This is a genomic window from Ruegeria sp. BC2, from assembly GCF_056539245.1.
The window spans coordinates 797,217-820,096 of record NZ_JBQFUQ010000001.1; the positions used below are offsets into that span (position 1 = coordinate 797,217).

General features: G+C 61.9%; 22 protein-coding genes. 15 read left to right on the plus strand and 7 right to left on the minus strand.

The features are described 5' to 3' along the window. Positions 1–18 precede the first annotated feature (18 nt). On the minus strand, positions 19–1,896 hold the full coding sequence (locus ACR0CU_RS03900; RefSeq protein ID WP_170445435.1) for a monovalent cation:proton antiporter-2 (CPA2) family protein: 1,878 nt from the start codon (positions 1,894–1,896) through the stop codon (positions 19–21). A 19-nt stretch (positions 1,897–1,915) separates the two neighbouring features. Next, the gene (locus ACR0CU_RS03905) at positions 1,916–2,371 is read right to left on the minus strand and encodes an Lrp/AsnC family transcriptional regulator (RefSeq protein WP_170445438.1); all 456 of its coding nucleotides are present in this window, start codon (positions 2,369–2,371) and stop codon (positions 1,916–1,918) included. 145 nt (positions 2,372–2,516) lie between these two features. On the opposite strand from ACR0CU_RS03905, the gene hppD reads away from it, so the two are divergent. Next, positions 2,517–3,614: a 4-hydroxyphenylpyruvate dioxygenase gene (gene hppD / locus ACR0CU_RS03910; RefSeq protein ID WP_170339652.1), complete on the plus strand. Its 1,098-nt coding sequence runs from the start codon at positions 2,517–2,519 to the stop codon at positions 3,612–3,614. Between the two features lie 61 nt (positions 3,615–3,675). On the opposite strand, the gene ACR0CU_RS03915 is transcribed toward hppD, so the two are convergent. Further along, the gene (locus tag ACR0CU_RS03915) at positions 3,676–5,706 is read right to left on the minus strand and encodes a hypothetical protein (RefSeq protein ID WP_170445441.1); all 2,031 of its coding nucleotides are present in this window, start codon (positions 5,704–5,706) and stop codon (positions 3,676–3,678) included. A gap of 164 nt (positions 5,707–5,870) precedes the next feature. Between ACR0CU_RS03915 and ACR0CU_RS03920 the strand changes: the two genes are divergently transcribed. Beyond that, positions 5,871–6,566, plus strand: a complete 696-nt coding sequence (locus tag ACR0CU_RS03920) for an SIMPL domain-containing protein (RefSeq protein WP_170363680.1) — start codon at positions 5,871–5,873, stop codon at positions 6,564–6,566. Between the two features lie 8 nt (positions 6,567–6,574). On the opposite strand, the gene ACR0CU_RS03925 is transcribed toward ACR0CU_RS03920, so the two are convergent. The 3 genes from ACR0CU_RS03925 to ACR0CU_RS03935 form a co-directional block, all read right to left on the minus strand. Further along, entirely contained in the window at positions 6,575–7,279 is a 705-nt protein-coding gene (locus tag ACR0CU_RS03925) for a GNAT family N-acetyltransferase (RefSeq protein WP_170445443.1), read from the minus strand. A 6-nt stretch (positions 7,280–7,285) separates the two neighbouring features. Further along, on the minus strand, positions 7,286–8,578 hold the full coding sequence (locus ACR0CU_RS03930; protein WP_170357542.1) for an O-acetylhomoserine aminocarboxypropyltransferase/cysteine synthase family protein: 1,293 nt from the start codon (positions 8,576–8,578) through the stop codon (positions 7,286–7,288). A 72-nt stretch (positions 8,579–8,650) separates the two neighbouring features. Continuing rightward, the gene (locus tag ACR0CU_RS03935) at positions 8,651–9,646 is read right to left on the minus strand and encodes a hypothetical protein (RefSeq protein WP_170371239.1); all 996 of its coding nucleotides are present in this window, start codon (positions 9,644–9,646) and stop codon (positions 8,651–8,653) included. A gap of 151 nt (positions 9,647–9,797) precedes the next feature. Here ACR0CU_RS03935 and ACR0CU_RS03940 point away from each other — a divergent pair, with 151 nt between their 5' ends. The 3 genes from ACR0CU_RS03940 (at position 9,798) to preA (ending at position 13,299) form a co-directional block, all read left to right on the plus strand. Then, on the plus strand, positions 9,798–10,430 hold the full coding sequence (locus ACR0CU_RS03940) for a cupin domain-containing protein (RefSeq protein WP_170446029.1): 633 nt from the start codon (positions 9,798–9,800) through the stop codon (positions 10,428–10,430). A gap of 160 nt (positions 10,431–10,590) precedes the next feature. Next, on the plus strand, positions 10,591–11,925 hold the full coding sequence (locus ACR0CU_RS03945) for an NAD(P)-dependent oxidoreductase (protein WP_170357545.1): 1,335 nt from the start codon (positions 10,591–10,593) through the stop codon (positions 11,923–11,925). A gap of 69 nt (positions 11,926–11,994) precedes the next feature. Beyond that, the gene (gene preA / locus ACR0CU_RS03950) at positions 11,995–13,299 is read left to right on the plus strand and encodes an NAD-dependent dihydropyrimidine dehydrogenase subunit PreA (protein WP_170368317.1); all 1,305 of its coding nucleotides are present in this window, start codon (positions 11,995–11,997) and stop codon (positions 13,297–13,299) included. 44 nt (positions 13,300–13,343) lie between these two features. Here preA and ACR0CU_RS03955 read toward each other — a convergent pair whose 3' ends face one another. Next, entirely contained in the window at positions 13,344–13,952 is a 609-nt protein-coding gene (locus ACR0CU_RS03955) for a TetR family transcriptional regulator C-terminal domain-containing protein (RefSeq protein ID WP_093961802.1), read from the minus strand. A 171-nt stretch (positions 13,953–14,123) separates the two neighbouring features. Between ACR0CU_RS03955 and ACR0CU_RS03960 the strand changes: the two genes are divergently transcribed. The 10 genes from ACR0CU_RS03960 to ACR0CU_RS04005 all read left to right on the plus strand — a co-directional run bounded on the left by ACR0CU_RS03960 (position 14,124) and on the right by ACR0CU_RS04005 (position 22,869). Next, entirely contained in the window at positions 14,124–15,374 is a 1,251-nt protein-coding gene (locus ACR0CU_RS03960) for a Zn-dependent hydrolase (protein ID WP_170445447.1), read from the plus strand. Further along, a complete protein-coding gene (locus ACR0CU_RS03965; RefSeq protein WP_170445450.1) occupies positions 15,371–15,745 on the plus strand; it encodes a hypothetical protein in 375 nt (124 codons plus the stop codon). Before ACR0CU_RS03960 ends, ACR0CU_RS03965 begins: the two co-directional genes overlap by 4 nt. Continuing rightward, entirely contained in the window at positions 15,742–17,196 is a 1,455-nt protein-coding gene (gene hydA / locus ACR0CU_RS03970; RefSeq protein WP_170339070.1) for a dihydropyrimidinase, read from the plus strand. Before ACR0CU_RS03965 ends, hydA begins: the two co-directional genes overlap by 4 nt. A 51-nt stretch (positions 17,197–17,247) precedes the next feature. Beyond that, positions 17,248–18,045: an ABC transporter ATP-binding protein gene (locus tag ACR0CU_RS03975; RefSeq protein ID WP_170366933.1), complete on the plus strand. Its 798-nt coding sequence runs from the start codon at positions 17,248–17,250 to the stop codon at positions 18,043–18,045. Further along, entirely contained in the window at positions 18,045–18,476 is a 432-nt protein-coding gene (locus ACR0CU_RS03980; RefSeq protein WP_170445453.1) for a GNAT family N-acetyltransferase, read from the plus strand. Before ACR0CU_RS03975 ends, ACR0CU_RS03980 begins: the two co-directional genes overlap by 1 nt. After that, on the plus strand, positions 18,473–19,390 hold the full coding sequence (locus ACR0CU_RS03985) for an ABC transporter permease (protein WP_170445456.1): 918 nt from the start codon (positions 18,473–18,475) through the stop codon (positions 19,388–19,390). The genes ACR0CU_RS03980 and ACR0CU_RS03985 overlap by 4 nt, the downstream gene beginning before the upstream one ends. Continuing rightward, positions 19,387–20,232: an ABC transporter permease gene (locus ACR0CU_RS03990; protein WP_170445460.1), complete on the plus strand. Its 846-nt coding sequence runs from the start codon at positions 19,387–19,389 to the stop codon at positions 20,230–20,232. The genes ACR0CU_RS03985 and ACR0CU_RS03990 overlap by 4 nt, the downstream gene beginning before the upstream one ends. A gap of 53 nt (positions 20,233–20,285) precedes the next feature. Further along, the gene (locus ACR0CU_RS03995) at positions 20,286–21,275 is read left to right on the plus strand and encodes an ABC transporter substrate-binding protein (RefSeq protein ID WP_170445463.1); all 990 of its coding nucleotides are present in this window, start codon (positions 20,286–20,288) and stop codon (positions 21,273–21,275) included. Positions 21,276–21,428: 153 nt separating this feature from the next. Further along, positions 21,429–22,142, plus strand: coding sequence for an ABC transporter permease (locus tag ACR0CU_RS04000; protein ID WP_093961810.1), 714 nt, complete (start codon positions 21,429–21,431; stop codon positions 22,140–22,142). Beyond that, entirely contained in the window at positions 22,135–22,869 is a 735-nt protein-coding gene (locus ACR0CU_RS04005; RefSeq protein ID WP_170445467.1) for an ATP-binding cassette domain-containing protein, read from the plus strand. Before ACR0CU_RS04000 ends, ACR0CU_RS04005 begins: the two co-directional genes overlap by 8 nt. Positions 22,870–22,880: the final 11 nt, after the last annotated feature.

A 22,880-nucleotide genomic window follows, 5' to 3' on the forward strand; every position in this document is an offset into this window, starting at 1 on the left:
ACCCGGGATATCCCCGGGTCAGGCTGACTTCTTTTCGTTCTTTTCGGCCAGTTCCAGCAGGGCGGTCTCGAGGTCCTTCTCCAACTCGCGCGCGCGTTCGATGTACTTTTTGTTCTCGGCCGTCGGCATGCCGGGAACCCAGAGTTCAGCCAATTCGCGAATTGCCTGCCGATCGTGGTGATAGAAGGTCTGCTGTGCTTGCGCGGCCTCGTATTCGCTCAAACCAATGTTCTCCAGCACATAACGCCCGGCCCGCAGAGAGCTGTCGAACAGCTCACGCACGATGTCATCAGCGCCGGCCTGATACAGCTCGTACACATGGGTCCGGTCATGCGCGCGGGCGACGATGTGAAGGTCGGGGCGCTGCCGGCGGGCGTAGCCGACCAATCGGGTCACTTCCTTGCGGTTGTCCATCGCGGCCACCAAAACGGAAGCCTTTTCAAGGCCCGCAGCCCGCAGCAATTCGGGACGCGTCGGATCACCCAAGAATCCTTTGACGCCGAACCGACGCATCAGCTGGATCGTTTCGATATTGTGGTCCAGCACCACCGTCTTGAACCCGCTGGCGCGCACCAGCCGGTTGACGATCTGTCCGAACCGCCCAATTCCCGCAATGATGACGGGACCTTTTTCGTCTATTTCCTCGGGTTCAATCTCGGGTGAGTTGTCGCGGATGTGGCGCGAAAGGTAGTCATAGATGATGAACAGAAGCGGTGTGATCAGCATGGTCAGGGCAATGATCATCAACAGCTTCTGCGACAGGGCCGGGGGAATGACATTCTGCTTGGTCGAAAAGGCCAGCAGCACGAAGCCGAACTCACCCGCCTGAGCCAAACCCAGCGTGAACAGCCAATGGTCGCGGCTGCGCAACTTGAATGCACGACCAACGGCATACAGGATCAGGCCCTTGACCAGGATCACCAGCAGGGCCAGTCCGATCAGGTCGAACGGGTCGTTGAAAAAGTACCCGACGTCGATCCCGGCCCCGACCGTGATGAAGAACAGGCCCAGCAGCAATCCCTTGAACGGCTCAAGGTCGCTTTCCATCTCGTGCCGAAACTCGGAACTGGCCAGGACGACGCCAGCGAGGAAGGCGCCCAACGCCGGGGACAGGCCCACCAGCGTCATCAGGAACGAGATCCCTACTACGATCATCAGGGCCAACGCCGTGTACATCTCGCGCAGGCGGGTGGTGTGGATGAACCGGAACAAGGGACGGGTCAGGTAGACGCCTACCACGATCACGAATGCGATCGCACCCAATGTCACCAGCGTCACCGCCCATCCGGGCAGGCCATCGACCAATGACAACGTATGGTGCGCGTCGCCGTGCCCGTCGCCGCCGCGCGTGATTGATCCGTCATCCTCGATGAAGATGCTGGCCGGCATGGCCAGCAGTGGCAGAAACGCCAGGATCGGAATCACGGCGATATCCTGAGTCAGAAGGACCGAGAACGTGGATCGCCCGCCGTTTGTGCGCATCAAGCCTTTTTCCGACAGCGTCTGGAGCACGATGGCGGTTGAAGACAGGGACAGTGTCAGGCCCACGGCCAAGGCAACTGACCACGGTTGACCCGTGTAGAAGGTAACCGCTGCAATCACGACCGTAGAGAGCGAGATCTGCAGTCCACCAAGCCCCAGCAACCGGTGCCTCATATCCCAAAGTGCGCGGGGTTCCAGCTCGAGCCCGATCAGGAACAGCATCATGACGACGCCAAATTCCGCGACATGTTGCAAGTCCTTGGTTTCCGCGCCCACGAGCCCAAGGATCGGACCGATGGCGATGCCGGCGGCGAGATATCCGAGGACTGACCCCAGCCCAAGCCGCGCCGACAGGGGGACGGCGATCACGGCGGCTGCCAGATAGATCGAAGCCTGGTACAGGAACTCGTTCATCTTCTTCCTTTCCTTGCCGTCAGGTCGGCAGCGGAGCGTCGCGTTTCAGCTGGTCCATAACGATCTGGCTTTGCACCCGTGCTACCGCAGGATGGGGCAGTATCACCTCGTGAAGCAAGGTGTTGAGCGCGGAAAGATCCTCGCAATAGACATGGAGCAGATAGTCTGCCTCGCCAGTCATCGTCCAGGCGCTGGTGATTTCCGGGCGGGTTTCCACCATGCGCGCAAAACTGGATGACTGTTCGGGGCCGTGGGTGCCGAGGTGAACTTGAACGAAGCCCTGAACCTGCAGCCCAAGTTTGCGCGGATCGAGCCGCGCCGCGTAGCCAGTGATATAGCCTTCGGCCTCCAGCCGCTGACGGCGGCGCCCGGCCTGGCTGGGGGAAAGGTTCAGCATTTCGCCCAACTGATGCGCGGTCAGGTGCGCGTCTTTTTGCAGCGCGGCCAACAGGCGAGTATCGGTTGCGTCCGGCATGTGCGGAGATTCTCACATTTTTCGGGTTCTGGTGCGGAGTTTTCGCAGGCTTCTGTAGTTTACATGAAAAGAATGCGCAAAAACAGCGCTGAAAAAGGCGTATTCTTGAATCAGCAAAGAATTTCCTGTTTCAAGAGGACAAGCCATGGGCCCTTTCCCGCACAACGCCCCGAAATCCGTGATCAGCGCCGAGAACCCCGCCGGCACAGATGGGTTTGAATTTGTTGAATTCGCGCATCCCGAACCGCAGGAGCTGCGCGACCTGTTCGCCAAGATGGGTTTTGAAAAGGTTGCGCACCACAAGACCAAACCGCTGATCGAGCTGTGGCAGCAGGGCGATGTGACCTACATCCTGAACGCGGACCCCGACAGCTTTGCTGCGAAATTCGTGGAAGAGCATGGCCCCTGTGCCCCGTCGATGGGCTGGCGGGTCGTGGATGCGCAAAAGGCCTATGACCATGCCGTGTCGAAGGGGGCCGAACCCTATGATGCGGCCGACAAGACCATGGATGTGCCCGCGATCAAGGGTATCGGCGGGTCGCTGATCTATTTCATCGACCAGTATTACGAAACCTCGCCCTACAATCAGGAATTCGAGTGGCTGAAGCAGTCCAAACCGCGCGGCGTCGGTTTCTATTACCTCGATCACCTGACGCACAATGTCTTCAAGGGCAACATGGACAAGTGGTTCAAGTTCTACGGCGATCTGTTCAACTTCCGCGAAATCCGCTTCTTCGACATCCAGGGCAAATATACCGGCTTGCTCAGCCGTGCATTGACCTCGCCCTGCGGCCGTATCCGGATTCCGATCAACGAAGACCGCGGCGAGACCGGTCAGATCGTATCCTACCTGAAGAAGTACAAGGGTGAGGGCATCCAGCACATCGCCGTCGGCAGCGAGAACATCTATGACTCGACCGATGCAATCGCCGAACGAGGGCTGAAGTTCATGCCCGGTCCCAACGATGCCTATTATGATATGTCCTTCGACCGCGTGAAGGGCCATGACGAGCCGGTGGATCGCATGAAGAAGCACGGCATCCTCATCGATGGTGAAGGCGTGGTGGACGGCGGCGAGACCAAGATCCTGCTGCAGATCTTCTCGAAAACCGTGATTGGTCCGATCTTCTTCGAGTTCATCCAGCGCAAAGGCGATGACGGCTTTGGCGAAGGCAATTTCAAGGCTCTGTTCGAATCGATCGAGCGTGAGCAGATTGAATCCGGAGAGATTTCTGCCGCCTGATGCAGACCCAGAGTTTGGAACCCGGCCTGCCGGGTTCCATTTTTCCGAAACGCGGCGAGCTTTATCCGCGGGGCATCTTCAACGTGACGTTGCGGCCGCCTTTCTGATAACGAAGCTCGCTGTCGCCGATCGCGACGACTTTGCCGCCGTCAATCCGATCTCCCACTTTCAGCTTCTTGTACCGACCGCTTGGTAGCCGGACCAAAGCGCGCCGATTGGCCGGCGTACCGTAAACGCCGATCAGGTTCAGACGCCGCAGATTCAATGCATTGTCAATCGTGGCCTGGCGCGCCACCGAGGCCCGGCTGGGTATCTTTGGTGCGACGGTTGTGGGTTTGAACGATCCCGCTTCATCGTCATCCGTCTTTGCTACCGCTGCGGTCGACGCCAGAGTGGCCGAGCCGGTTGTTGCTTTTCGGGCCGCCAGAGCGGCCACTGTCGACGGGCGAACGCGGGGGCGGGGGACGCGCACCACGGCCAATGCGGTTGGCGTGCGGTCCACCGCCGCACGCTCTTGGATCGACGCCGGCCTGGATTTCGGGCGAATGACCGCCAGCTCGTCCACCGTCCGGCCGCCCAACTGCCCACGCTCAAAGTTCTCAACCAGCGTTTCCGGGCGTAGGCGCGGACGCAGGCCAGCCAGCCTTGTATCGTCGTCCGTGGCAGTCGGGTCGGTTTCGAACCTGACCGGCACCTCGGGCGGAACCGACGACGGGCGGCCGAGGAACACAAGGATTCCGTCAGGGTTCAACGTCCCCTCGGGTGTCGGAGTGACAAGGCCACGGTCATCAAGGTCAAAACGACTGCCCGCGACATTGGGCAGACCGACCGTGGCCACCGGCTCGTCGGTATCAAAGCTCTCTTCGGCAGGAAGCGCCACGGCATCCTGCGACAGCTCCGCCTGATCAACGGACGACAGGTATACGTCCTCGGGCACCTCGGGGTCTGGCACCGGCAGCGGATCGGGCGCGGTGATCGTCAGGCCAGAGGCTTCTTCGAAATCCTCGGCACTTTCCGGATCGCGTTCGACCTGCTCGACGGGCGAGGGCGCAACATTCAATGCTTCCAGAATTGCCTGATCCGTCGGCGTCAATTCGGGGGGCGTGGGTGTCTCCGGCTCGACCAGGGGAGTGTTGGCTTCAAACGTCAGGTCTTCGTCGGTCAATGCCTCGGGGTCGGACGTGTCCTCGGGCTGAGGAGCGACTTCTGCATGTCCTTCAGCTTCGGTCTCGGTCAGCGGTGGGGCGGCGATAGAAATCGGCGCAGGTGCCGTTTCGACGACCGGCGCAGTCGCCACAGGGCTGCCAGTTTCGTCTGACCCCGACCAGATCAATGCGACAACGGCCAGCGCGACGGCGCCCGCCGCAGCTGCACCAATGTAGCGAACCGGTATGCCGGAGTTTGATGCCGCAGGATTCTGTGAGGCGGTTTCAGTCGCTTCTATCGGCGATACGAATACGCCCGGCTGAGCCGGTTCAGCAATCGGATGCGCCTGAGGCGAGGGGGCCGGATCGGGTTCCGATGCCTGCGAAGCCTGAGGCGCGGGTTCTGCGTCCTCGGCCGGCGCGACAGTATCAATCTCCTCGGCCGTTGGCTCGGGCGGCGGTGTGACGGATGTCGCGCGCTCGGCAAACTCGAACTCTCCGGTACCTGTCCAAGGCGCGTCGGGGGCCAATGTTGCAGCGAACCGGACAGGCACGAACCCGTAGCGACTGGCAAAGGCTCGAGCCTCTTCTATCGTCTCTTTCGCCACGGCAGCGACCAGAAGATCCGACCCATCCGCACGGAGGTCGTACATCAACTCTGCAATCTCACAGCCCGTGGCCTGAGCCAATTCCGCCTCGACCACTTGCGTCACGTCGGAGTCGTCTGTGCTGGTGACCGTGAGGTAGCGCACGTGGTCCGAGGGAATCACGACCGTACAGCTGAGATCATTGGCCAGCGCGAAACCTCGACCGCGAAGCTCGTTCAACTGTTCGGAAAAATCCGGCGCGTCCAGTGATACGGTGCCGATGCCAAACCATTCGTCATCCGAATAGTGCAGCAGAGTGATCCCGTTATCCGAAAGAGACAGCGCAAAAGCGGGTTTCATTATTCAATGGTGCCGTAATTGTCTGAACCAAAGCAAACGCCCTTGCGTCCGCGCACCGAGATTAAAGCAGGAACCCGCCGAGGGAAAGGAAAAGGCAAAATCTCCCCTTGTCCGGCGAAGGCTTGCCAACCCATCTTTGATCTCAGAAAACAGGAGAGATCACATTGAAGACATTTGCTTTTTTGGCGGCGGTATTGGCGGCGACAGTTGCCGTGGCCGCCCATGCGGAAGAACGTCGCATCCAGGTTTACGGAACCGGAACAGCCGAGGCCGCGCCGGATATGGCAACCATCACGGTGGGGGTGACAAATCAAGACGCGCAGGCTTCGGCAGCAATGCAGGCGACCTCGGACGCGGTTGCCAACGTCCTGAGCCGCCTGAGTGAGATGGGGATCGAATCGCGCGACCTGCAGACCCGCGATCTGTCCCTCTCCCCGGTCTGGTCCGGGCGGGGCAACGCGGATGGCGAAGCACCGAGGATCACTGGCTTCGTTGCGTCGAACCGTGTGTTCGTGCGGGTCAGAAATCTGGATGATCTGGGGCAAATCATGGATGCGGTCATTCAGGATGGCGCGAATGATTTTGGTGGTTTGACCTTCACGGTTCAGGATCCCAAGCCGCTTGAAGCGAAGGCGCGCGCCCAAGCCGTCGCCGATGCGAGAGCCAAGGCCGAACAATTGGCTCAGGCCGCCGGTGTCACCTTGGGTTCAGTCGTGTCGATCAACGAGCAGGGCGGGGGCATTCGCCCAATGCCCCAGATGCGCGAGATGGCCATGGCCGATTCGGGCGGGGTGCCGGTCGCCGGTGGCGAGGTTTCGGTCTCGGTCACCGTGTCGATGGAGTTTGATATTTCCGAGTGATGTCAGCTTTAGCTGCGGGCCATCAGCGGTTTACGTTGTTGGCCTGCGGCATCGAAATTCTCGGGTGACAGCCAGGTTTCGAACGCCTGCCGGATGCGTGGCCAGTCCGTGTCGACGATCGAAAACCACGCCGTGTCGCGGTTGCGCCCCTTGTAATGGGTGGCTTGCCGAAATTCGCCTTCGAAGACAAAACCCAACCGTTCGGCGGCCCGGCGCGACGGGGCATTCAGCGCATCGCATTTCCATTCGTAGCGGCGATAGCCCAACTCATCGAACACGCGGCGCATCATCAGGAACATCGTCTCGGTCGCGACCGGCGTGCGCTGCATCAACGGCGAAAAGTGGATGTGTCCCACCTCGATCACGCCGGCATTGCCGTCGATACGCAGGTAGGACGCCATCCCGACGGCCTGTCCGTCTTGGTCCAGAACCGTGTGGAACAGCGGATCGTCCCCCGTGCAGGTCTGGGCCAGCCAGGCGGCGAACCCCGCTTGCGAGTCGAACGGGCCGTAGGGCAGGTAGGTCCAGTTGCGCCCGTCGGTATCGGCAACAAACGCCCGGAACAGGCCGGGCGCATGCGCATTCACATCCAAGGGCACCACGCGGCAAAACCGCCCGTGCATGGGCGCGCGGGGCGGGGCCGGGCGCGGGAACTCCCCCGCAACCGGCAGGCCCACGGGCTGGCCCAATGCGTTGATCCGGTGCCCTGGCATTTCGGACTAGGCGCAGGCCTTGGAGAGCGCCTGATCGAGATCGGCGATCAGATCGTCGGCATCCTCGATCCCGATCGACACCCGCACCACGTTCGGCCCGGCACCGGCGGCCTCTTGCTGTTCGGGCGTCAGTTGCCGGTGCGTGGTCGAGGCCGAATGGATGATCAGCGACCGGGCATCGCCCAGGTTGGCGACGTGGCTGAAGATCTCAAGCGCGTTCACCAGCTTGACGCACGCGTCATAGCCGCCCTTGACGGCAAAGGTGAACAGGGCCCCGGCGCCTTTTCGGTAATGCTTCTTGACCCGGTCGTGATAGGGCGACGAGGGCAGGCCTGCATAGGTCACATAGTCCACGCGGTCGTCTTTCTCGAGCCAGGCAGCGATCTTCTCGGCGTTTTCGACATGGCGCTGCATGCGCAGGCTCAGCGTCTCGATCCCCATCAGCGTGTAATGCGCCGCCTGCGGGTTCATCGTCATGCCCAGATCGCGCAGGCCCACGGCGATACCGTGGAAGGTGAAGGCCAGCGGGCCGAAGGTTTCGTGGAACTTGAGGCCGTGATAGGCAGGCTCCGGCGCGCTGAGCGAGGGAAACTTGTCATTGGCGGACCAGTCGAACTTGCCCGAATCCACGATGCAGCCGCCGGTCACCGTGCCATTGCCGGTCAGGTACTTGGTGGTCGAATGCACGACCAGCGTGGCGCCATGCTCGATCGGGCGGCACAGATAGGGGGTGGCCGAGGTGTTGTCGACGATTAGCGGAATACCGGCGGCATCGGCCACATCGGCCAGTGCGCGGATATCGGTGACATAGCCGCCCGGATTGGCGATGGATTCGCAGAACACCGCGCGGGTATCGTCGTCGATGGCGGCCTTCACCGCATCCAGATCATCGGTATCGACGAACTTGGCTGTCCAGCCAAAGCGCTTGATGGTCTGGCTGAACTGCGTGACCGTCCCGCCATACAGCCGGGTCGAGGCGACCACGTTGCAGCCCGGCCCCATCAGCGGGAACAGCGCCATGATCTGCGCCGCGTGCCCCGAAGAGCAGCACACCGCGCCAACGCCACCTTCCAGCGTCGCCACCCGTTCCTGCAGAACTGCCACCGTGGGGTTGGTCAGGCGCGAATAGATATAGCCGACCTCTTGCAGGTTGAACAAAGCGGCCGCGTGATCGGCATCGCGGAACACATAGGCCGTGGTCTGATAGATCGGGGTCTGGCGCGCGCCGGTCGCCGGATCAGGGCGGGCGCCCGCGTGAATTTGCAGCGTGTCAAAACCATAGGTGGGGCCGTCGGACATCCGTCACTCTCCTGTTGGGAATATGCGTCGCAGAATCTCTAGGCGATTGCCGGGCCCGGCACAATGTCCGCGTCAGCGCAGCCACAGCCCCTTGTTCTTGATGACCTTGCGGATGGCCTGTTCGCGCTGGGGCAGGTTGTCCCGGTCGAACATGGCGCGGATCTTGGCGCCCTTGCCCTGATAGACCAGCCGTTTCAGCGGATCATAGTTCTTGAGCACCTTCTTGACCTTGTTGGGCGCGGCGACGGTTTCCAGCACCTCGACCACCCGGTCGCTTTCGCGCGCATAGAGCAGCGGGAACAGGCGATAGTGGCAGCTGACCGAGCCATCCAGCAGGCCCACGGGCAGAACATCGCGCCCGCCGCCAAGCGCGTGGACGACCAGCGGAAGCGCCGCCTGATCCAGCCACGGGTCCAGGTTCTGGCCGGTCAGGGCGGGGATCTCTTCATCCCGGATCGTGCGCGCATAGTCCAGAAACCGCGCGCCGAATTGGCGGGGGCATTTGTAGAAGAAATAGCCCGCATTGAAATACAGGTACCGCCGCCAGTATTCCGCCGGTTGGGTCGGGTCGATCGAGCTTTGGAAATCCAGCCCGAACCGGTCATAAAGCGCCCGCCAGATGCCGTCGAAGCCAGGCCCGTACAGGGTTGGCTTGGGCCAGGTGCCCTCGACCTTCTGCGATGCGCCGGGCCGGTCGAAATCGAACGGCACCGCGGCTAGGTCGCCGGTGATCAGCGTGTCGGTGTCGAAGAACACAAAGGGCTCACCCTCGGGCAGGGCAGCCAGCGCTTCGATCTTGTTGCCGTAGGGATAGCTTTCGCCGAACACCTCAGACGAAAAGGGCAGGATCTCGGCATCGAGCTGTTTCAGCGCCTTCAGAACATCCTCGTTGCGGATGCTCGGGTCCTGGCTCCAGCGCGGGCCGGGTTGCGGAACGCCCACGAACAGGCGGCCCGAAAATCCGGGCGCGGAATGGCGCAGCGAGGCGGCGAACAGAACGGCTTCGTATTGCAGGCGGTTGTTTTGCCCGATGATCAGGATGTTGAATTTCTGCCGGTCTGCCTGCATCTGCGCCTTCCGTTCGGGGCCTTTGCACGCCCCTTGCCGTTGGTTTCGACCTACAGCATCGCTGAACCTGCGTCAAAACCGTTGACACCGCGTGTTTGAAATCGGGCCCGTCACGCCCATGTTGATGGAGGAGACCAGACAGGAGCGCGACATGCGGATCAATGCGGATTTCACCCAGCGGGTGGCGGTTCACTTCGACCAGACCGAGTGGGTGGCGTCTCCCGCCGCCGGGGTCGAGCGCAAGATGCTGGACCGGATCGGCGACGAGGTGGCGCGCGCCACGACCATCGTGCGCTTTGCCCCCGGCAGCGCCTTTGCCGCCCACACCCATGACGGGGGCGAGGAATACCTGGTTCTGGACGGCGTTTTCCAGGACGAGACCGGAGATTTCCCGGTGGGCAGCTATGTCCGCAACCCGCCGACCTCGTCGCATACGCCCTCGGCCAGCCAAGGCGCGACGATCCTGGTCAAACTGCACCAGTTCGACCCGAACGACCGCACCACCGTGCGCCGCTCGATCAACGGTGCGGACCACGTGCCGCTGTTCAAGGACGACCATGAAGCGGTCGAAATGCGCAGTTGGCCGCCCGGTCAGGTCGTACCGATTGACGCACCCGGCGGGGCCGAGGTCTTTGTGATCGACGGCGGTTTCACCGAACAAGGCGAGGATTTCGCACGATGGGACTGGCTGCGTCTGCCGCCCGGAACGCGCACCGAATTGCGGGCAGGACCGGATGGCGCCCGCGTCTGGATGAAGTCAGGCCACCTGTCCGGCATGGTCTGAGGCCGGTTTCGCCTGAAAAACGGGCAAATGCCGCCAAAAAACCGGGTCATTCGGCCCGGTTTTCGCTTTTTTGACTATTTGGCAAATTTTACCAATTGATAAAATTTTTGTTTGTGGCAAGCTGGTCTCAATAACAAACATATCTACAGGGAGTAGAGTGATGGCACAGGGCCAGATGGCACCCGGCATCGTCGCCGGGCGGCTTTCCAGCGATGAGCTGACCTCGAATTTCACCGATCTGCATCCGCCTCTGGCGCCGCACGAGGCCGCCGTGGCCGCCGATCGGTGTTATTTCTGCTATGACGCGCCGTGCGTGACGGCCTGTCCGACCGACATCGATATCCCGCTGTTCATCCGGCAGATTCAGGCCGGGCAACCGGAATCGGCGGCCAAGACGATCCTCGATCAGAACATCCTGGGCGGCATGTGCGCCCGTGTGTGTCCGACCGAAACGCTGTGCGAGGAAGCCTGCGTGCGCGAAACGGCCGAGGGCAAGCCGGTCGAGATAGGGCGCTTGCAGCGGTATGCGACCGACACGCTGATGCAGGCCGGTGTGCACCCGTTCACACGCGCGGCCCCCACCGGCAAGACCGTTGCCGTAATCGGGGCAGGGCCGGCGGGGCTGGCCTGTGCGCATCGGCTGGCGATGTTGGGCCATGACGTGGTTATCCATGAGGCGAAACCCAAACCCGGCGGGCTGAACGAGTACGGGATCGCCGCATACAAGGCGACCAATGACTTTGCCCAGGCCGAGGTGGACTGGCTGCTGAAGATCGGCGGCATCGCGATTGAAACCGGCTCGGTTCTGGGCGACACGATCTCGTTGGACGGATTGTTGGAGGCCTACGACGCAGTCTTCCTGTCAATCGGCCTTGCAGGCGTCAACGCCTTGCGCGCGCAAGGGTCGGACAAGGACGGCGTCAGGAACGCTGTCGACTTCATCGCAGATGTTCGGCAAGCATCCGATTTGGCAAAACTGCCGGTAGGCCGAAACGTGGTGATTATCGGCGGTGGAATGACGGCCGTGGATGCCGCGGTGAAATCCAAGCTGCTGGGCGCCGAACATGTGACCATCGCCTATCGCCGCGGTCGTGACGCAATGGGCGCCAGCCGCTACGAACAGGATCTGGCCGCATCGCACGGCGTCCGAATTCTATGCAACGTTCAGCCGGTGGCAATTCACGGAAACGGAGCGGCGGCCGAGATCGAACTGGAGTATACTGCCACCGTAGATGGCACGTTGACCGGCACGGGCGAAACCATTCGCCTGCCTGCTGATCAGGTTCTGAAGGCGATCGGTCAGACCTTGGATGGTGCTCCGGAAGGTTTGGAACTCGACGGCAACAAGATCGCCGTTGACGCAACCGGGCGCACCTCGGTTCCCGGGGTCTGGGCCGGCGGAGACTGTGCCGCAGGTGGCGAGGATCTGACCGTGACCGCCGTGGCCGAGGGCCGCGATGCCGCGATGGACATTCACGCCAGCCTGAGTGCCTGAGCAGGGCGTCGGCGCGTGAATATGTGTGACAAGACGAAGATGCATCTTCGCATCAGGGAGGCCGGATAAATGGCTGATTTGAAAACGAACTTTTTGGGTATCGAAAGCCCCAACCCCTATTGGCTGGCCTCGGCGCCGCCGACCGACAAGGAATACAACGTCCGGCGTGCCTTCGAGGCCGGATGGGGTGGCGTCGTGTGGAAAACGCTGGGGTCCGAAGGGCCGCCGGTGGTCAACGTGAATGGCCCCCGGTACGGGGCGATCTACGGGGCCGACCGGCGTCTGCTGGGCCTCAACAACATCGAACTGATCACCGACCGGCCGCTCGAGGTGAATCTCGAGGAGATGGCCCGCGTCAAGGCGGATTACCCGGATCGCGCCCTGATCGCCTCGATCATGGTGCCGTGCGAGGAGGAGGCGTGGAAAGCCATCCTGCCGCGCGTGGCCGAAACCGGCGCCGACGGGATCGAGCTGAACTTCGGCTGCCCGCACGGGATGAGCGAGCGCGGTATGGGCTCGGCCGTGGGGCAGGTGCCCGAATACATCGAAATGGTCACCCGCTGGTGCAAGAAGTACTATGACCGCCCGGTGATCGTGAAGCTGACGCCCAACATCACCGACATTCGCAAGCCGGCGGCTGCGGCCAAGAATGGCGGGGCCGATGCGGTGTCGCTGATCAACACGATCAACTCGATCACCAGCGTCAATCTGGACACGTTCAGCCCCGAGCCCTCGATCGACGGCAAGGGCAGCCACGGCGGCTATTGCGGCCCGGCGGTCAAGCCCATCGCCCTGTCGATGGTCTCCGAGATCGCCCGCGCCGAGGCGACCCAAGGCCTGCCGATCTCGGGCATCGGCGGGGTGACCACATGGCGCGACGCGGCCGAGTTCATGGCGCTGGGCTGCGGTACGGTGCAGGTATGCACCGCGGCGATGACCTATGGGTTCAAGATCATCGACGAACTGACGGCGGGCCTGTCGCAGTGGATGGACGAGAAGGGCTACTCCGACGTCTCCGAAATCGTCGGGCGCGCCGTCCCGAACGTGACCGACTGGCAGTATCTGAACCTGAACTACGTCGCCAAGGCCAAGATCGATCAGGATCAGTGCATCAAGTGCGGCCGTTGCTATGCGGCCTGCGAGGACACCAGCCACCAAGCCATTTCCATGTCGTCCGACCGCGTGTTCGAGGTGATCGACGAGGAATGCGTAGCCTGCAACCTTTGCGTGGATGTTTGCCCGGTCGAGGGCTGCATCTCGATGGTGCCGATGGCTGCGGGCGAGGTCGATCCGCGCACCGGCAAAGTGGTGCAGCCGGACTATGCCAACTGGACGACCCACCCGAACAACCCGATGGCGAAGGCCGCCGAGTGACCGGCGTCAGATCACGCAAAAGGGGCCGCGCTGCGGCCCTTTTTTCATGGGGTCAGCAGTTTGCGGTACAGGGTGTCGATAAAAGGCGCGGCCCCTTCGAACGGGTCTTCGTCGCCCAGGATCGCGCGCACCTGAACATCGAAATCCGCATAGTGCTGGGTCAGTGCCCAGATCGAAAAGATCAGGTGATGCGGGTGCAGGCGTGCGATTTTGCCTTGGTCCATCCAGTGCGTCAGAACGGCCGCCTTCTGGTCGACCAGAGCCTTCAGATCGTTCGACAGGGCGTCATGTATGCGGGGCGCGCCCTGCACCAGCTCGTTCGCGAACAAGCGGCTTTCGCGCGGCAACTCGCGGCTCATCTGCAGCTTGCGCTTGATGTACGAGAGGATCTCCTCCATCGGCTCGCCGTTTTCGTCAAGATCGTGCAGCGGCGCCAGCCAGGTATCCAGAAGACCGGACAGAAGCGCGGTGTGGATCGCCTCTTTGGACGGGAAATAATATAAAAGGTTCGGCTTGCTCAGCCCGGCCTCGGCCGCGATCTGATCGACGGTCGCCCCGCGAAAGCCGTGGGCCGAAAACACGTTCAGCGCGGCCTCGAGAATCGCGGCGCGGTTCTTTTTCTGAATTCGGGTCGGGGCGCGGTCTTTGGGCATGTTTGCAGGGCGTCTCTTTTTCGAACAAGCAGGTGTTGAATATGCCGATTTTTGCATCGGTGCGATGCAATTTCTTGACTGATGTCGAACCCGTGATAGCGTGAGTTTGACCAGATGGTCAAATCAAGACACCAAAAGCGAGCCAAATCGCAAGCAACAGGGAAGACGAACATGGCAGCTCCGGCGCAGAATCTCAGGATCAATGGCGACAGGTTGTGGGACAGCCTGATGGAGATGGCCAAGATCGGCCCGGGCGTTGCCGGCGGCAACAACCGCCAGACCCTGACCGACGAGGATGCCGAGGGCCGCGCGCTGTTCCAGAAATGGTGCGAAGAGGCGGGCTGTACCATGGGCCTTGACCAGATGGGCAACATGTTCGCCATGCGCCCCGGCACCGACCCCGAGGCGCTGCCGGTCTATGTCGGCTCGCACCTGGATACGCAGCCGACCGGCGGCAAGTATGACGGGGTGCTGGGGGTTCTGGGTGCGCTCGAGATCATTCGCACACTGAACGATCTGGGCATCAAGACCAGACACCCGATCGTGGCCACCAACTGGACCAACGAAGAGGGCACCCGGTTCGCCCCCGCCATGCTGGCCTCGGGCGTATTCGCGGGGATGCACACGCAGGACTGGGCCTATGACCGCGAAGACGCCGAGGGCAAGAAGTTCGGCGACGAATTGCAGCGAATTGGCTGGCGCGGCGACGAAGAGGTCGGGGCCCGCAAGATGCATGCTTTCTTTGAGCTGCATATCGAACAGGGCCCGATCCTCGAGGCAGAGGGCAAGGATATCGGCGTCGTCACCCATGGGCAGGGCCTCAGCTGGACCCAGGTGACCGTGACCGGCAAGGACGCGCATACCGGCTCGACCCCGATGCCGATGCGCAAGAATGCCGGGCTGGCGATGGCGTGCATTCTTGAAAAGGTGGACGAGATCGCCTGGTCGCACGCGCCCCATGCCGTGGGGGCTGCCGGGCATATCGACGTCTATCCGAACTCGCGCAACGTGATCCCGGGCAAGGTGGTGTTCACGGTCGATTTCCGCTCGCCCGAGTTGGACGTCATCAAGGACATGGAAAACCGCCTGCGTGTCGCTGCCGAGGACATCGTGGATGAGATGGGCCTGCAGGTCGAGTTCGAGAAGGTCGGCGGGTTCGACCCGGTGAAATTCGACGAAACCTGCGTCGCCGCCGTGCGCAACGCGGCCGAGCGGCTGGGCTATTCGCACACCAACATCATCTCGGGCGCGGGGCACGATGCCTGCTGGATCAACCGCGTGGCGCCGACCGCGATGGTGATGTGCCCCTGCGTGGATGGCCTGAGCCACAACGAGGCCGAGGAAATCAGCAAGGAATGGGCAACCGCCGGGGCGGATGTTCTGTTCCACGCGGTCGTGGAGACGGCGGAGATCGTGGAATGAACAAGCCATACGTTGTGCCCGGCGCGGTATTGGCTTTTCTCGCGGCGGTAGCGTTGATCGGGTACATTTTCTTTGTTGTTCCAATAGTTGCATCATTTGGAGCAATTCCTGTCATGATGACCAATCCACCGGCATTGGTGCTAGGTGTGCTCGGGCTTCTACTGCTACGGCGGGTGCCTATCCTGTTTCTAATTCCGGCCTTGGCGCTCGGCTGCGTCGCTATTGATTACATTTTGCTGTCCGACCACTGGGAGCGTTTGGGGATACAGCGCAATCATGGTTTGGCATTTCTGCGATACACCGCTGGCTTTGGCCTGTTTCTTTCGTTTGCAGCCATCGTTCTCACAAAGCTTTGGGGAGATAATCAATGAGCACAGTCATCAAGAACGGAACCGTCGTCACTGCGGATCTGACCTACAAGGCCGACGTCAAGATCGAAGGCGGCGTGATCACCGAGATCGGGCCGGATCTGAAGGGGGACGAGCAACTGGACGCGACCGGCTGTTATGTCATGCCCGGCGGGATCGACCCGCACACGCATCTGGAAATGCCGTTCATGGGAACCTATTCCAGCGATGACTTCGAAAGCGGCACCCGCGCGGCGCTGGCTGGCGGCACGACCATGGTGGTGGATTTCGCCCTGCCGAACCCGGGCGAAAGCCTTTTGGATGCGCTCAAACGCTGGGACAACAAATCGACCCGCGCAAATTGCGACTATTCCTTCCACATGGCCGTGACGTGGTGGGGCGAACAGGTGTTCGACGATCTGAAAACCGTGATCGAACAGCGGGGCATCAACACGTTCAAGCATTTCATGGCCTACAAAGGCGCACTGATGGTCAATGACGATGAGCTGTTTGCCTCGTTCAAGCGGCTGGCCGAGCTGGGCGGGATCGCGATGGTCCATGCCGAAAACGGCGACGTGGTGGCCGAGTTGCAGGCCAAGCTGCTGGCCGAAGGCAATACCGGCCCCGAGGCCCATGCCTATTCGCGCCCGCCGCAGGTCGAGGGCGAGGCCACCAACCGCGCCATCATGATCGCCGACATGGCCGGTGTGCCGCTCTATGTGGTGCACACCTCGTGCGAAGAGGCGCATGAGGCCATCCGCCGGGCTCGGATGCAGGGCAAGCGCGTCTGGGGCGAGCCTCTGATCCAGCACCTGACGCTGGACGACAGCGAATATGCGCATCCCGATTGGGATCACGCCGCGCGCCGGGTGATGAGCCCGCCGTTCCGCAACAAGCAGCACCAGGACAGCCTGTGGGCGGGGCTGCAGTCAGGCTCGCTGAGCGTGGTGGCCACCGATCACTGCGCCTTCACGACCGAGCAGAAACGGTTCGGCGTGGGCGATTTCACCAAGATACCCAACGGCACGGGCGGCCTTGAGGATCGGATGCCGATGCTGTGGACCCATGGCGTGGCGACCGGGCGGCTGACGCCGAACGAATTCGTGGCCGTGACTTCAACAAATATCGCCAAGATATTGAATTGCTATCCGAAAAAGGGCGCCGTTCTGGTGGGCGCAGATGCCGATCTGGTGGTGTGGGACCCGGACAAGACCAAGACCATAAGTGCGGCGACGCAGCAGTCGGCGATCGACTACAACGTGTTCGAGGGGCACGCGGTCAAGGGCCTGCCGCGCTTTACCCTGACCCGTGGACAGGTCGCGGTGCATGATGGCGAGATTCGCACGCAGGAAGGCCATGGCAAATTCGTCGCGCGCGAGGCCAACACCACCGTGAACAAGGCGCTGAGCACCTGGAAAGAGCTGACCGCCCCGCGCCCGGTTGAGAGGTCGGGCATCCCGGCGACGGGGGTATGATGCACAAAGGTTACCGAACGGGCAAAAAAGCCAAAACTTCAAGGCAGTAGGATGACATCGGAAAGCAATACCCAGCCCGTGATCGAGGCAAAGAACCTCGACCTGACCTTCCAGACCAATGACGGACCCGTGCACGCCCTCAAGGACGTCAACCTGGCGGTCGACAAGGGCGAATTCGTCAGTTTCATCGGCCCTTCGGGCTGCGGAAAAACGACCTTCCTGCGCTGTGTCGCTGCGCTGGAAACGCCTACGGGCGGCACGCTGACCGTCAACGGCATGACCCCGGACGAGGCCCGCCGGAACCGGGCCTATGGCTATGTGTTCCAGGCGGCGGGCCTGTACCCGTGGCGGACCATCGCCAAGAACATCAAACTGCCGCTCGAGATCATGGGATATTCGGCTCAGGAACAGGAAGAACGTGTAAAGAACGTTCTGGAACTTGTTGATCTAGCAGGGTTTGGTGCAAAATTCCCCTGGCAGCTGTCGGGTGGGATGCAGCAACGGGCCAGCATCGCGCGGGCGCTGGCCTTCGACGCCGATATCCTGTTGATGGACGAGCCTTTCGGCGCGCTGGACGAGATCGTGCGCGATCACCTGAACGAACAGCTTCTGGCGCTGTGGGCGCGCACCGGCAAGACGATCGGGTTTGTCACCCACTCGATCCCCGAGGCGGTGTATCTGAGCACCAAGATCGTGGTCATGAGCCCGCGCCCCGGGCGGATCACCGATGTGATCGACAGCCCTCTGCCCAAGGAACGGCCGCTGGACATTCGCGACACGCCCGAATTCATCGAGGTCGCGCATCGCGTGCGCGAAGGGCTGCGCGCCGGGCATGGGGACGATGTGTGATGGGCAGGGATGACATCAGACGCGCGACCGAGGCGGATGTGCCAGCCTGCGCGGCGGTGGTCTCGGCCTGGGTCCGCCAGACCGAGTGGATGACGGATGAACTGCCCCAGCAGGAATTGGAGGCGCTGATCGCGCAAGCTTTCCCGGACCGCGAGATGTGGGTCGTCGGCGAACCCGTCGATTGCTACATGTCGGTCGATCCCGCGGTGCAGAAGGTCGGCGCGCTGTATTGCCTTCGGACCGGGCAGGGCATCGGCAAGCGCTTGCTGGACCGGGCAAAACAGGGGCGCAGCTTTCTGTGGCTGACGGCCCATCAACCGAATGCCGCCGCGCAACGCTTCTATCGCCGCGAGGGGTTTGTCGAAACCGGGACCGAGGCCGCAACGCCGCCCGAGACCGTTCCCGTGGTGCGGATGGAGTGGCACGCATGAAGCAGCTTGTTGCCGTTCTGACCGTTTTGCTGGCCATCATCGTCATCTGGTACGCGGCATGCATTCCGATGAACATCAAGGGCGTCCTGACCGAACAGGAACGCGCCGGGGCCGAAGTGGTTCCGCCTTCGGCCAAAGACCGCCGCGACATGGGGGAAATCGGTCTGGCGCTGCGCAACAGTTTTGCCGTTCCGGCGACTTGGGCGCAGGATCGGCCGCGTCTGCCTGCGCCGCATCAGGTGGGCATCGAGCTGTGGGAGACCACGGTTCAAAAGAAGATCACCTCGAAACGGTCGCTGGTCTATCACGGCTGGGTGACGCTCAGCGCGACGATTCTGGGCTTTGCCATCGGCACGGGGCTGGGCATCCTGCTGGCTGTGGGGATCGTGCACAGCCGGGTGATGGACCTGTCGGTCATGCCTTGGGCCATCGTCAGCCAAACCATCCCCATCATCGCGCTGGCGCCGATGATCATCGTGGTGCTGTATTCGATCGGCATTCAGGGAATCATCCCCAAGGCGGTGATCTCGGCCTATCTGAGCTTCTTCCCGGTGGTCGTGGGCATGGTCAAGGGCCTGCGCAGCCCTGATGCGATGCAGCTGGACCTGCTGCGCACCTACAACGCCAGTAAGGGTCAGGTATTCTGGAAACTGCGCCTGCCGGCCTCGATGCCCTATCTGTTCGCCTCTCTCAAGATCGGGATCGCCGCGTCGCTGGTGGGGGCCATCGTCGGCGAACTGCCGACTGGCGCCGTGGCGGGGCTGGGCGCGCGTCTGCTGGCCGGCAGCTACTATGGCCAGACGGTGCAGATCTGGTCGGCGCTGTTTGCCGCGGCTATTCTGGCGGCCTGTCTGGTGGGCCTGCTGGGCCTGGTCGAGCGGGCGGTGTTGAAACGCATGGGGATGGCGCAATGATGATGGTCGGTCTTGCAATCCTTTTGTGGCTGGCCGGTTGGTGGCTGAACACCCGCCTGGCCAGCGGACCTTATGCCGACACGCGGGCGGTGCGCATTCTTGCGCCGCTGATCTTCGGCCTGACCGTCATCGGGGTGTGGGAATTGCTGGTGCGCGGGCTCGAGGTGCCTCTGGTGATCCTGCCCGCGCCTTCGGTGATCTGGGACCGGTTCTGGGACAGCCTGCCGATCTTGTGGGCCGATTTCGTGCAGACCATCATCAAGGGCGCGCTCAGCGGCTATGTGATCGGATGTGGCGCTGCCTTCCTGATGGCAATCGCCGTGGACCGGTGGGACTTCCTGCGCCTGGGCTTGCTGCCGGTGGGCAATTTCGTGGCCGCGCTGCCGATCGTGGGCACCGCGCCGATCCTGGTGATGTGGTTCGGGTTCGACTGGCATTCGAAGGCGGCCGTTGTGGTGGTGATGGTCTTTTTCCCGATGCTGGTGAACACGGTGGCCGGCCTGCGCGAGGCCACCGCAATGCAGCGCGACCTGATGGAGACCTATGCCGCAAGCTATTGGCAGAGCTTCCTCAAACTGCGGCTGCCCGCGGCCATGCCGTTCATTTTCAACGGATTGAAAATTTCCACCACGCTGGCCCTGATCGGCGCTATCGTGGCAGAGTTCTTCGGCTCGCCCACTTTGGGCATGGGGTTCCGGATCTCGACCAGTGTCGGGCAATTGTCGCTGGACATGGTCTGGGCGGAAATCGTGGTCGCGGCGCTGGCCGGGACCGCCTTCTACGGTCTGGTCGCCATGGTCGAGAAATTGGTGACCTTCTGGCACCCCTCGCAGCGGGGATAAATCATTCAAAAGACCCCGAAAACGGGGCGCAACAACAACTAGGAGAAATGAAGATGAAGAAGTTAATCAGCGGGGCAATCACGGCCCTGGCCCTGACGGCCGGAACGGCCTTTGCGGCGGACGAAGTGACGTTGCAATTGAAGTGGGTCACGCAGGCCCAGTTCGCGGGCTACTACGTCGCCAAGGACAAGGGGTTCTACGAAGAAGAGGGGCTGGACGTCACCATCCTGCCCGGCGGCCCCGACATCGCGCCAACGCAGGTGATCGCGGGCGGTGGCGCTGACGTCACCGTGGAATGGATGCCCGCCGCCCTGGCTGCGCGCGAAAAGGGCCTGCCGCTGGTCAACATTGCGCAGCCCTTCAAAAGCTCGGGCATGATGCTGACCTGCTGGAAGGATGCGGGCATTTCCTCGCCCGAGGACCTCAAGAACCGCACGCTGGGCGTCTGGTTTTTCGGCAATGAGTTTCCGTTCATGAGCTGGATGAGCCAGTTGGGCATCGACACCAGCGGCAAGAGCGAAAACGGTGTCGAGGTTCTGAAACAGGGCTTCAACGTCGATCCGCTGCTGCAGCGTCAGGCCGATTGCATCAGCACCATGACCTACAATGAATACTGGCAGGTGATCGACGCCGGCGTCAGCCCCGACGAGTTGGTGACCTTCAAGTATGAAGACCAGGGCGTGGCCACGCTGGAAGATGGCCTGTACGTGCTTGAAGAAAACCTCAGCGACCCGGCCTTCGTCGACAAGATGGAACGCTTTGTGCGCGCTTCGATGAAAGGCTGGAAATACGCCGAGGAGAACCCGGACGAAGCCGCTGAAATCGTGTTGGAAAACGATGCGACCGGTGCCCAGACCGAGGAACACCAGAAGCGCATGATGGGCGAGATCGCCAAGCTGACCGCAGGTTCGAACGGCGCGTTGGATCCGGCTGATTTCGAGCGCACGGTGAATACGCTGCTGGCCGGCGGCTCGGATCCGGTGATCACCAAAAAGCCGGAAGGCGCGTGGACCAGCCAGATCACGGATGCAGCCCTGAACTGATTAGTTATACCATGACAACAATTCAGCGCGGCCCCCTGTGGGCCGCGTTTGTTTTTGCGGATGTCGGAATTTAACTGTCTTCAGAAGCAGTTTCCTCTATTATTCCTGTAAGATTTTGCGATCCCTACGGAAATTGGTGAATGTGGGAAATAAATGCAGGATTTTGCATCACAATTCAGCCAAGCCGGCCACCTGATCCTGACCGGGGATCCGGACCTTTGGGCGATCGTGATGCTGTCGCTGCAAGTTTCGGTGCTGGCTGTGTTGATTTCAGCCGTAATCGGGATGCCGGTTGGCGCCGCCTTGGCGGTGGCCCGCTTTCCTGGACGGCGCGCGTTGATCATTCTGATGAACGCTCTGATGGGCTTTCCCCCGGTTGTCGTCGGCCTGCTGGTCTACCTGATGCTGTCCCGTTCGGGTCCGCTGGGCGTGCTGGAGCTTTTGTATACGCCGACCGCCATGATCATAGCCCAAACAGTGCTGGTGACCCCGATCGTCGCGGCGCTGACACGGCAGGTGATCGAGATGCTGGCCGAGGAATATTCGGAACAGTTGCGCTCGTTGGGAGTGTCGCGGTTGGCCTCGGTGCCGGTGCTGTTGTGGGATGCGCGTCTGGCGTTGGTGACTGCCTTGCTGGCCGGGTTTGGACGTGCCATCGCCGAAGTCGGCGCGGTGATCATCGTCGGCGGCAACATCAACCACGTGACGCGGGTCATGACGACGACGATTGCGTTGGAGACCTCGAAGGGAAATCTGGCCTTGGCGCTGGCCTTGGGGACGATCCTGATCGGAATTGCCGTGGCCGTGAATGCGGCAGTCAGCGCATTGACGCTTCGGACCGAGCAGGAAGGGTTGCGCCATGCGTGATCTGATGCCGGACATGCCCAATTGTCTGCAGGCCGATGGGTTGCGAGTGGAACGCAATGGCAAGCTGTTGCTGGATGTTCCGCAGCTGATGATGGATGGTCCGGGACCGACTTTGATCCTTGGGCCGAACGGTGCTGGCAAAAGCCTGCTGCTGCGTTGCCTGCATGGTTTGATCAAGGCCGATGCGGGGCAGGTTCTGCAGGATGGCGGAGTTCTGAATGCGGCCCACAAGGCCCGGCAGGCCATGGTGTTTCAGCAACCGGTTCTGCTGCGTCGTTCGGTGTCTGCCAATCTGGACTTTGTTTTGAAACGGTTGGGGCTCGGCAGGACTGCTCGGAAAAACCGGATCCAGGAACTTCTGGCCGAAGGAGGGCTTGAGACCAAGGCTCGGCAGTCGGCGCGCTCGCTGTCGGGTGGCGAGGCACAGCGTCTGGCCATTCTTCGCGCGCTTGCGCTTGGTCCCGAGACCCTGTTCCTGGACGAACCCACCAGCGCCCTCGATCCCGCGGCGACCCAAATGATCGAGGCGATGATCCTGCGCGCCTCGGCCCGGGGGGTGCGGATCGTGATGGTTACCCACGACGTCGGGCAAGCCCGTCGGCTGGCGGCGGATATAGTGATGATGCAGGGCGGGCGCGTGGTCGAGCATGGCGCCGCCAAACAGGTGCTGGAAGCGCCACAATGTCAGGCATCGCGCCAGTATCTGGCGGGATGGCTAGTCACATAACAACAACTGGA

Excerpts from the sequence above, each read along its gene's own strand:
- ACR0CU_RS03900 (WP_170445435.1), bottom strand. The coding sequence starts at position 1,896 with ATGAACGAGTTCCTGTACCAGGCTTCGATCTATCTGGCAGCCGCCGTG.
- ACR0CU_RS03905 (WP_170445438.1), bottom strand. The coding sequence starts at position 2,371 with ATGCCGGACGCAACCGATACTCGCCTGTTGGCCGCGCTGCAAAAAGAC.
- hppD (WP_170339652.1), top strand. The coding sequence starts at position 2,517 with ATGGGCCCTTTCCCGCACAACGCCCCGAAATCCGTGATCAGCGCCGAG.
- ACR0CU_RS03915 (WP_170445441.1), bottom strand. The coding sequence starts at position 5,706 with ATGAAACCCGCTTTTGCGCTGTCTCTTTCGGATAACGGGATCACTCTG.
- ACR0CU_RS03925 (WP_170445443.1), bottom strand. The coding sequence starts at position 7,279 with ATGCCAGGGCACCGGATCAACGCATTGGGCCAGCCCGTGGGCCTGCCG.
- ACR0CU_RS03930 (WP_170357542.1), bottom strand. The coding sequence starts at position 8,578 with ATGTCCGACGGCCCCACCTATGGTTTTGACACGCTGCAAATTCACGCG.
- ACR0CU_RS03935 (WP_170371239.1), bottom strand. The coding sequence starts at position 9,646 with ATGCAGGCAGACCGGCAGAAATTCAACATCCTGATCATCGGGCAAAAC.
- ACR0CU_RS03940 (WP_170446029.1), top strand. The coding sequence starts at position 9,798 with ATGCGGATCAATGCGGATTTCACCCAGCGGGTGGCGGTTCACTTCGAC.
- ACR0CU_RS03945 (WP_170357545.1), top strand. The coding sequence starts at position 10,591 with ATGGCACAGGGCCAGATGGCACCCGGCATCGTCGCCGGGCGGCTTTCC.
- preA (WP_170368317.1), top strand. The coding sequence starts at position 11,995 with ATGGCTGATTTGAAAACGAACTTTTTGGGTATCGAAAGCCCCAACCCC.
- ACR0CU_RS03955 (WP_093961802.1), bottom strand. The coding sequence starts at position 13,952 with ATGCCCAAAGACCGCGCCCCGACCCGAATTCAGAAAAAGAACCGCGCC.
- ACR0CU_RS03960 (WP_170445447.1), top strand. The coding sequence starts at position 14,124 with ATGGCAGCTCCGGCGCAGAATCTCAGGATCAATGGCGACAGGTTGTGG.
- ACR0CU_RS03965 (WP_170445450.1), top strand. The coding sequence starts at position 15,371 with ATGAACAAGCCATACGTTGTGCCCGGCGCGGTATTGGCTTTTCTCGCG.
- hydA (WP_170339070.1), top strand. The coding sequence starts at position 15,742 with ATGAGCACAGTCATCAAGAACGGAACCGTCGTCACTGCGGATCTGACC.
- ACR0CU_RS03975 (WP_170366933.1), top strand. The coding sequence starts at position 17,248 with ATGACATCGGAAAGCAATACCCAGCCCGTGATCGAGGCAAAGAACCTC.
- ACR0CU_RS03980 (WP_170445453.1), top strand. The coding sequence starts at position 18,045 with ATGGGCAGGGATGACATCAGACGCGCGACCGAGGCGGATGTGCCAGCC.
- ACR0CU_RS03985 (WP_170445456.1), top strand. The coding sequence starts at position 18,473 with ATGAAGCAGCTTGTTGCCGTTCTGACCGTTTTGCTGGCCATCATCGTC.
- ACR0CU_RS03990 (WP_170445460.1), top strand. The coding sequence starts at position 19,387 with ATGATGATGGTCGGTCTTGCAATCCTTTTGTGGCTGGCCGGTTGGTGG.
- ACR0CU_RS03995 (WP_170445463.1), top strand. The coding sequence starts at position 20,286 with ATGAAGAAGTTAATCAGCGGGGCAATCACGGCCCTGGCCCTGACGGCC.
- ACR0CU_RS04000 (WP_093961810.1), top strand. The coding sequence starts at position 21,429 with ATGCAGGATTTTGCATCACAATTCAGCCAAGCCGGCCACCTGATCCTG.
- ACR0CU_RS04005 (WP_170445467.1), top strand. The coding sequence starts at position 22,135 with ATGCGTGATCTGATGCCGGACATGCCCAATTGTCTGCAGGCCGATGGG.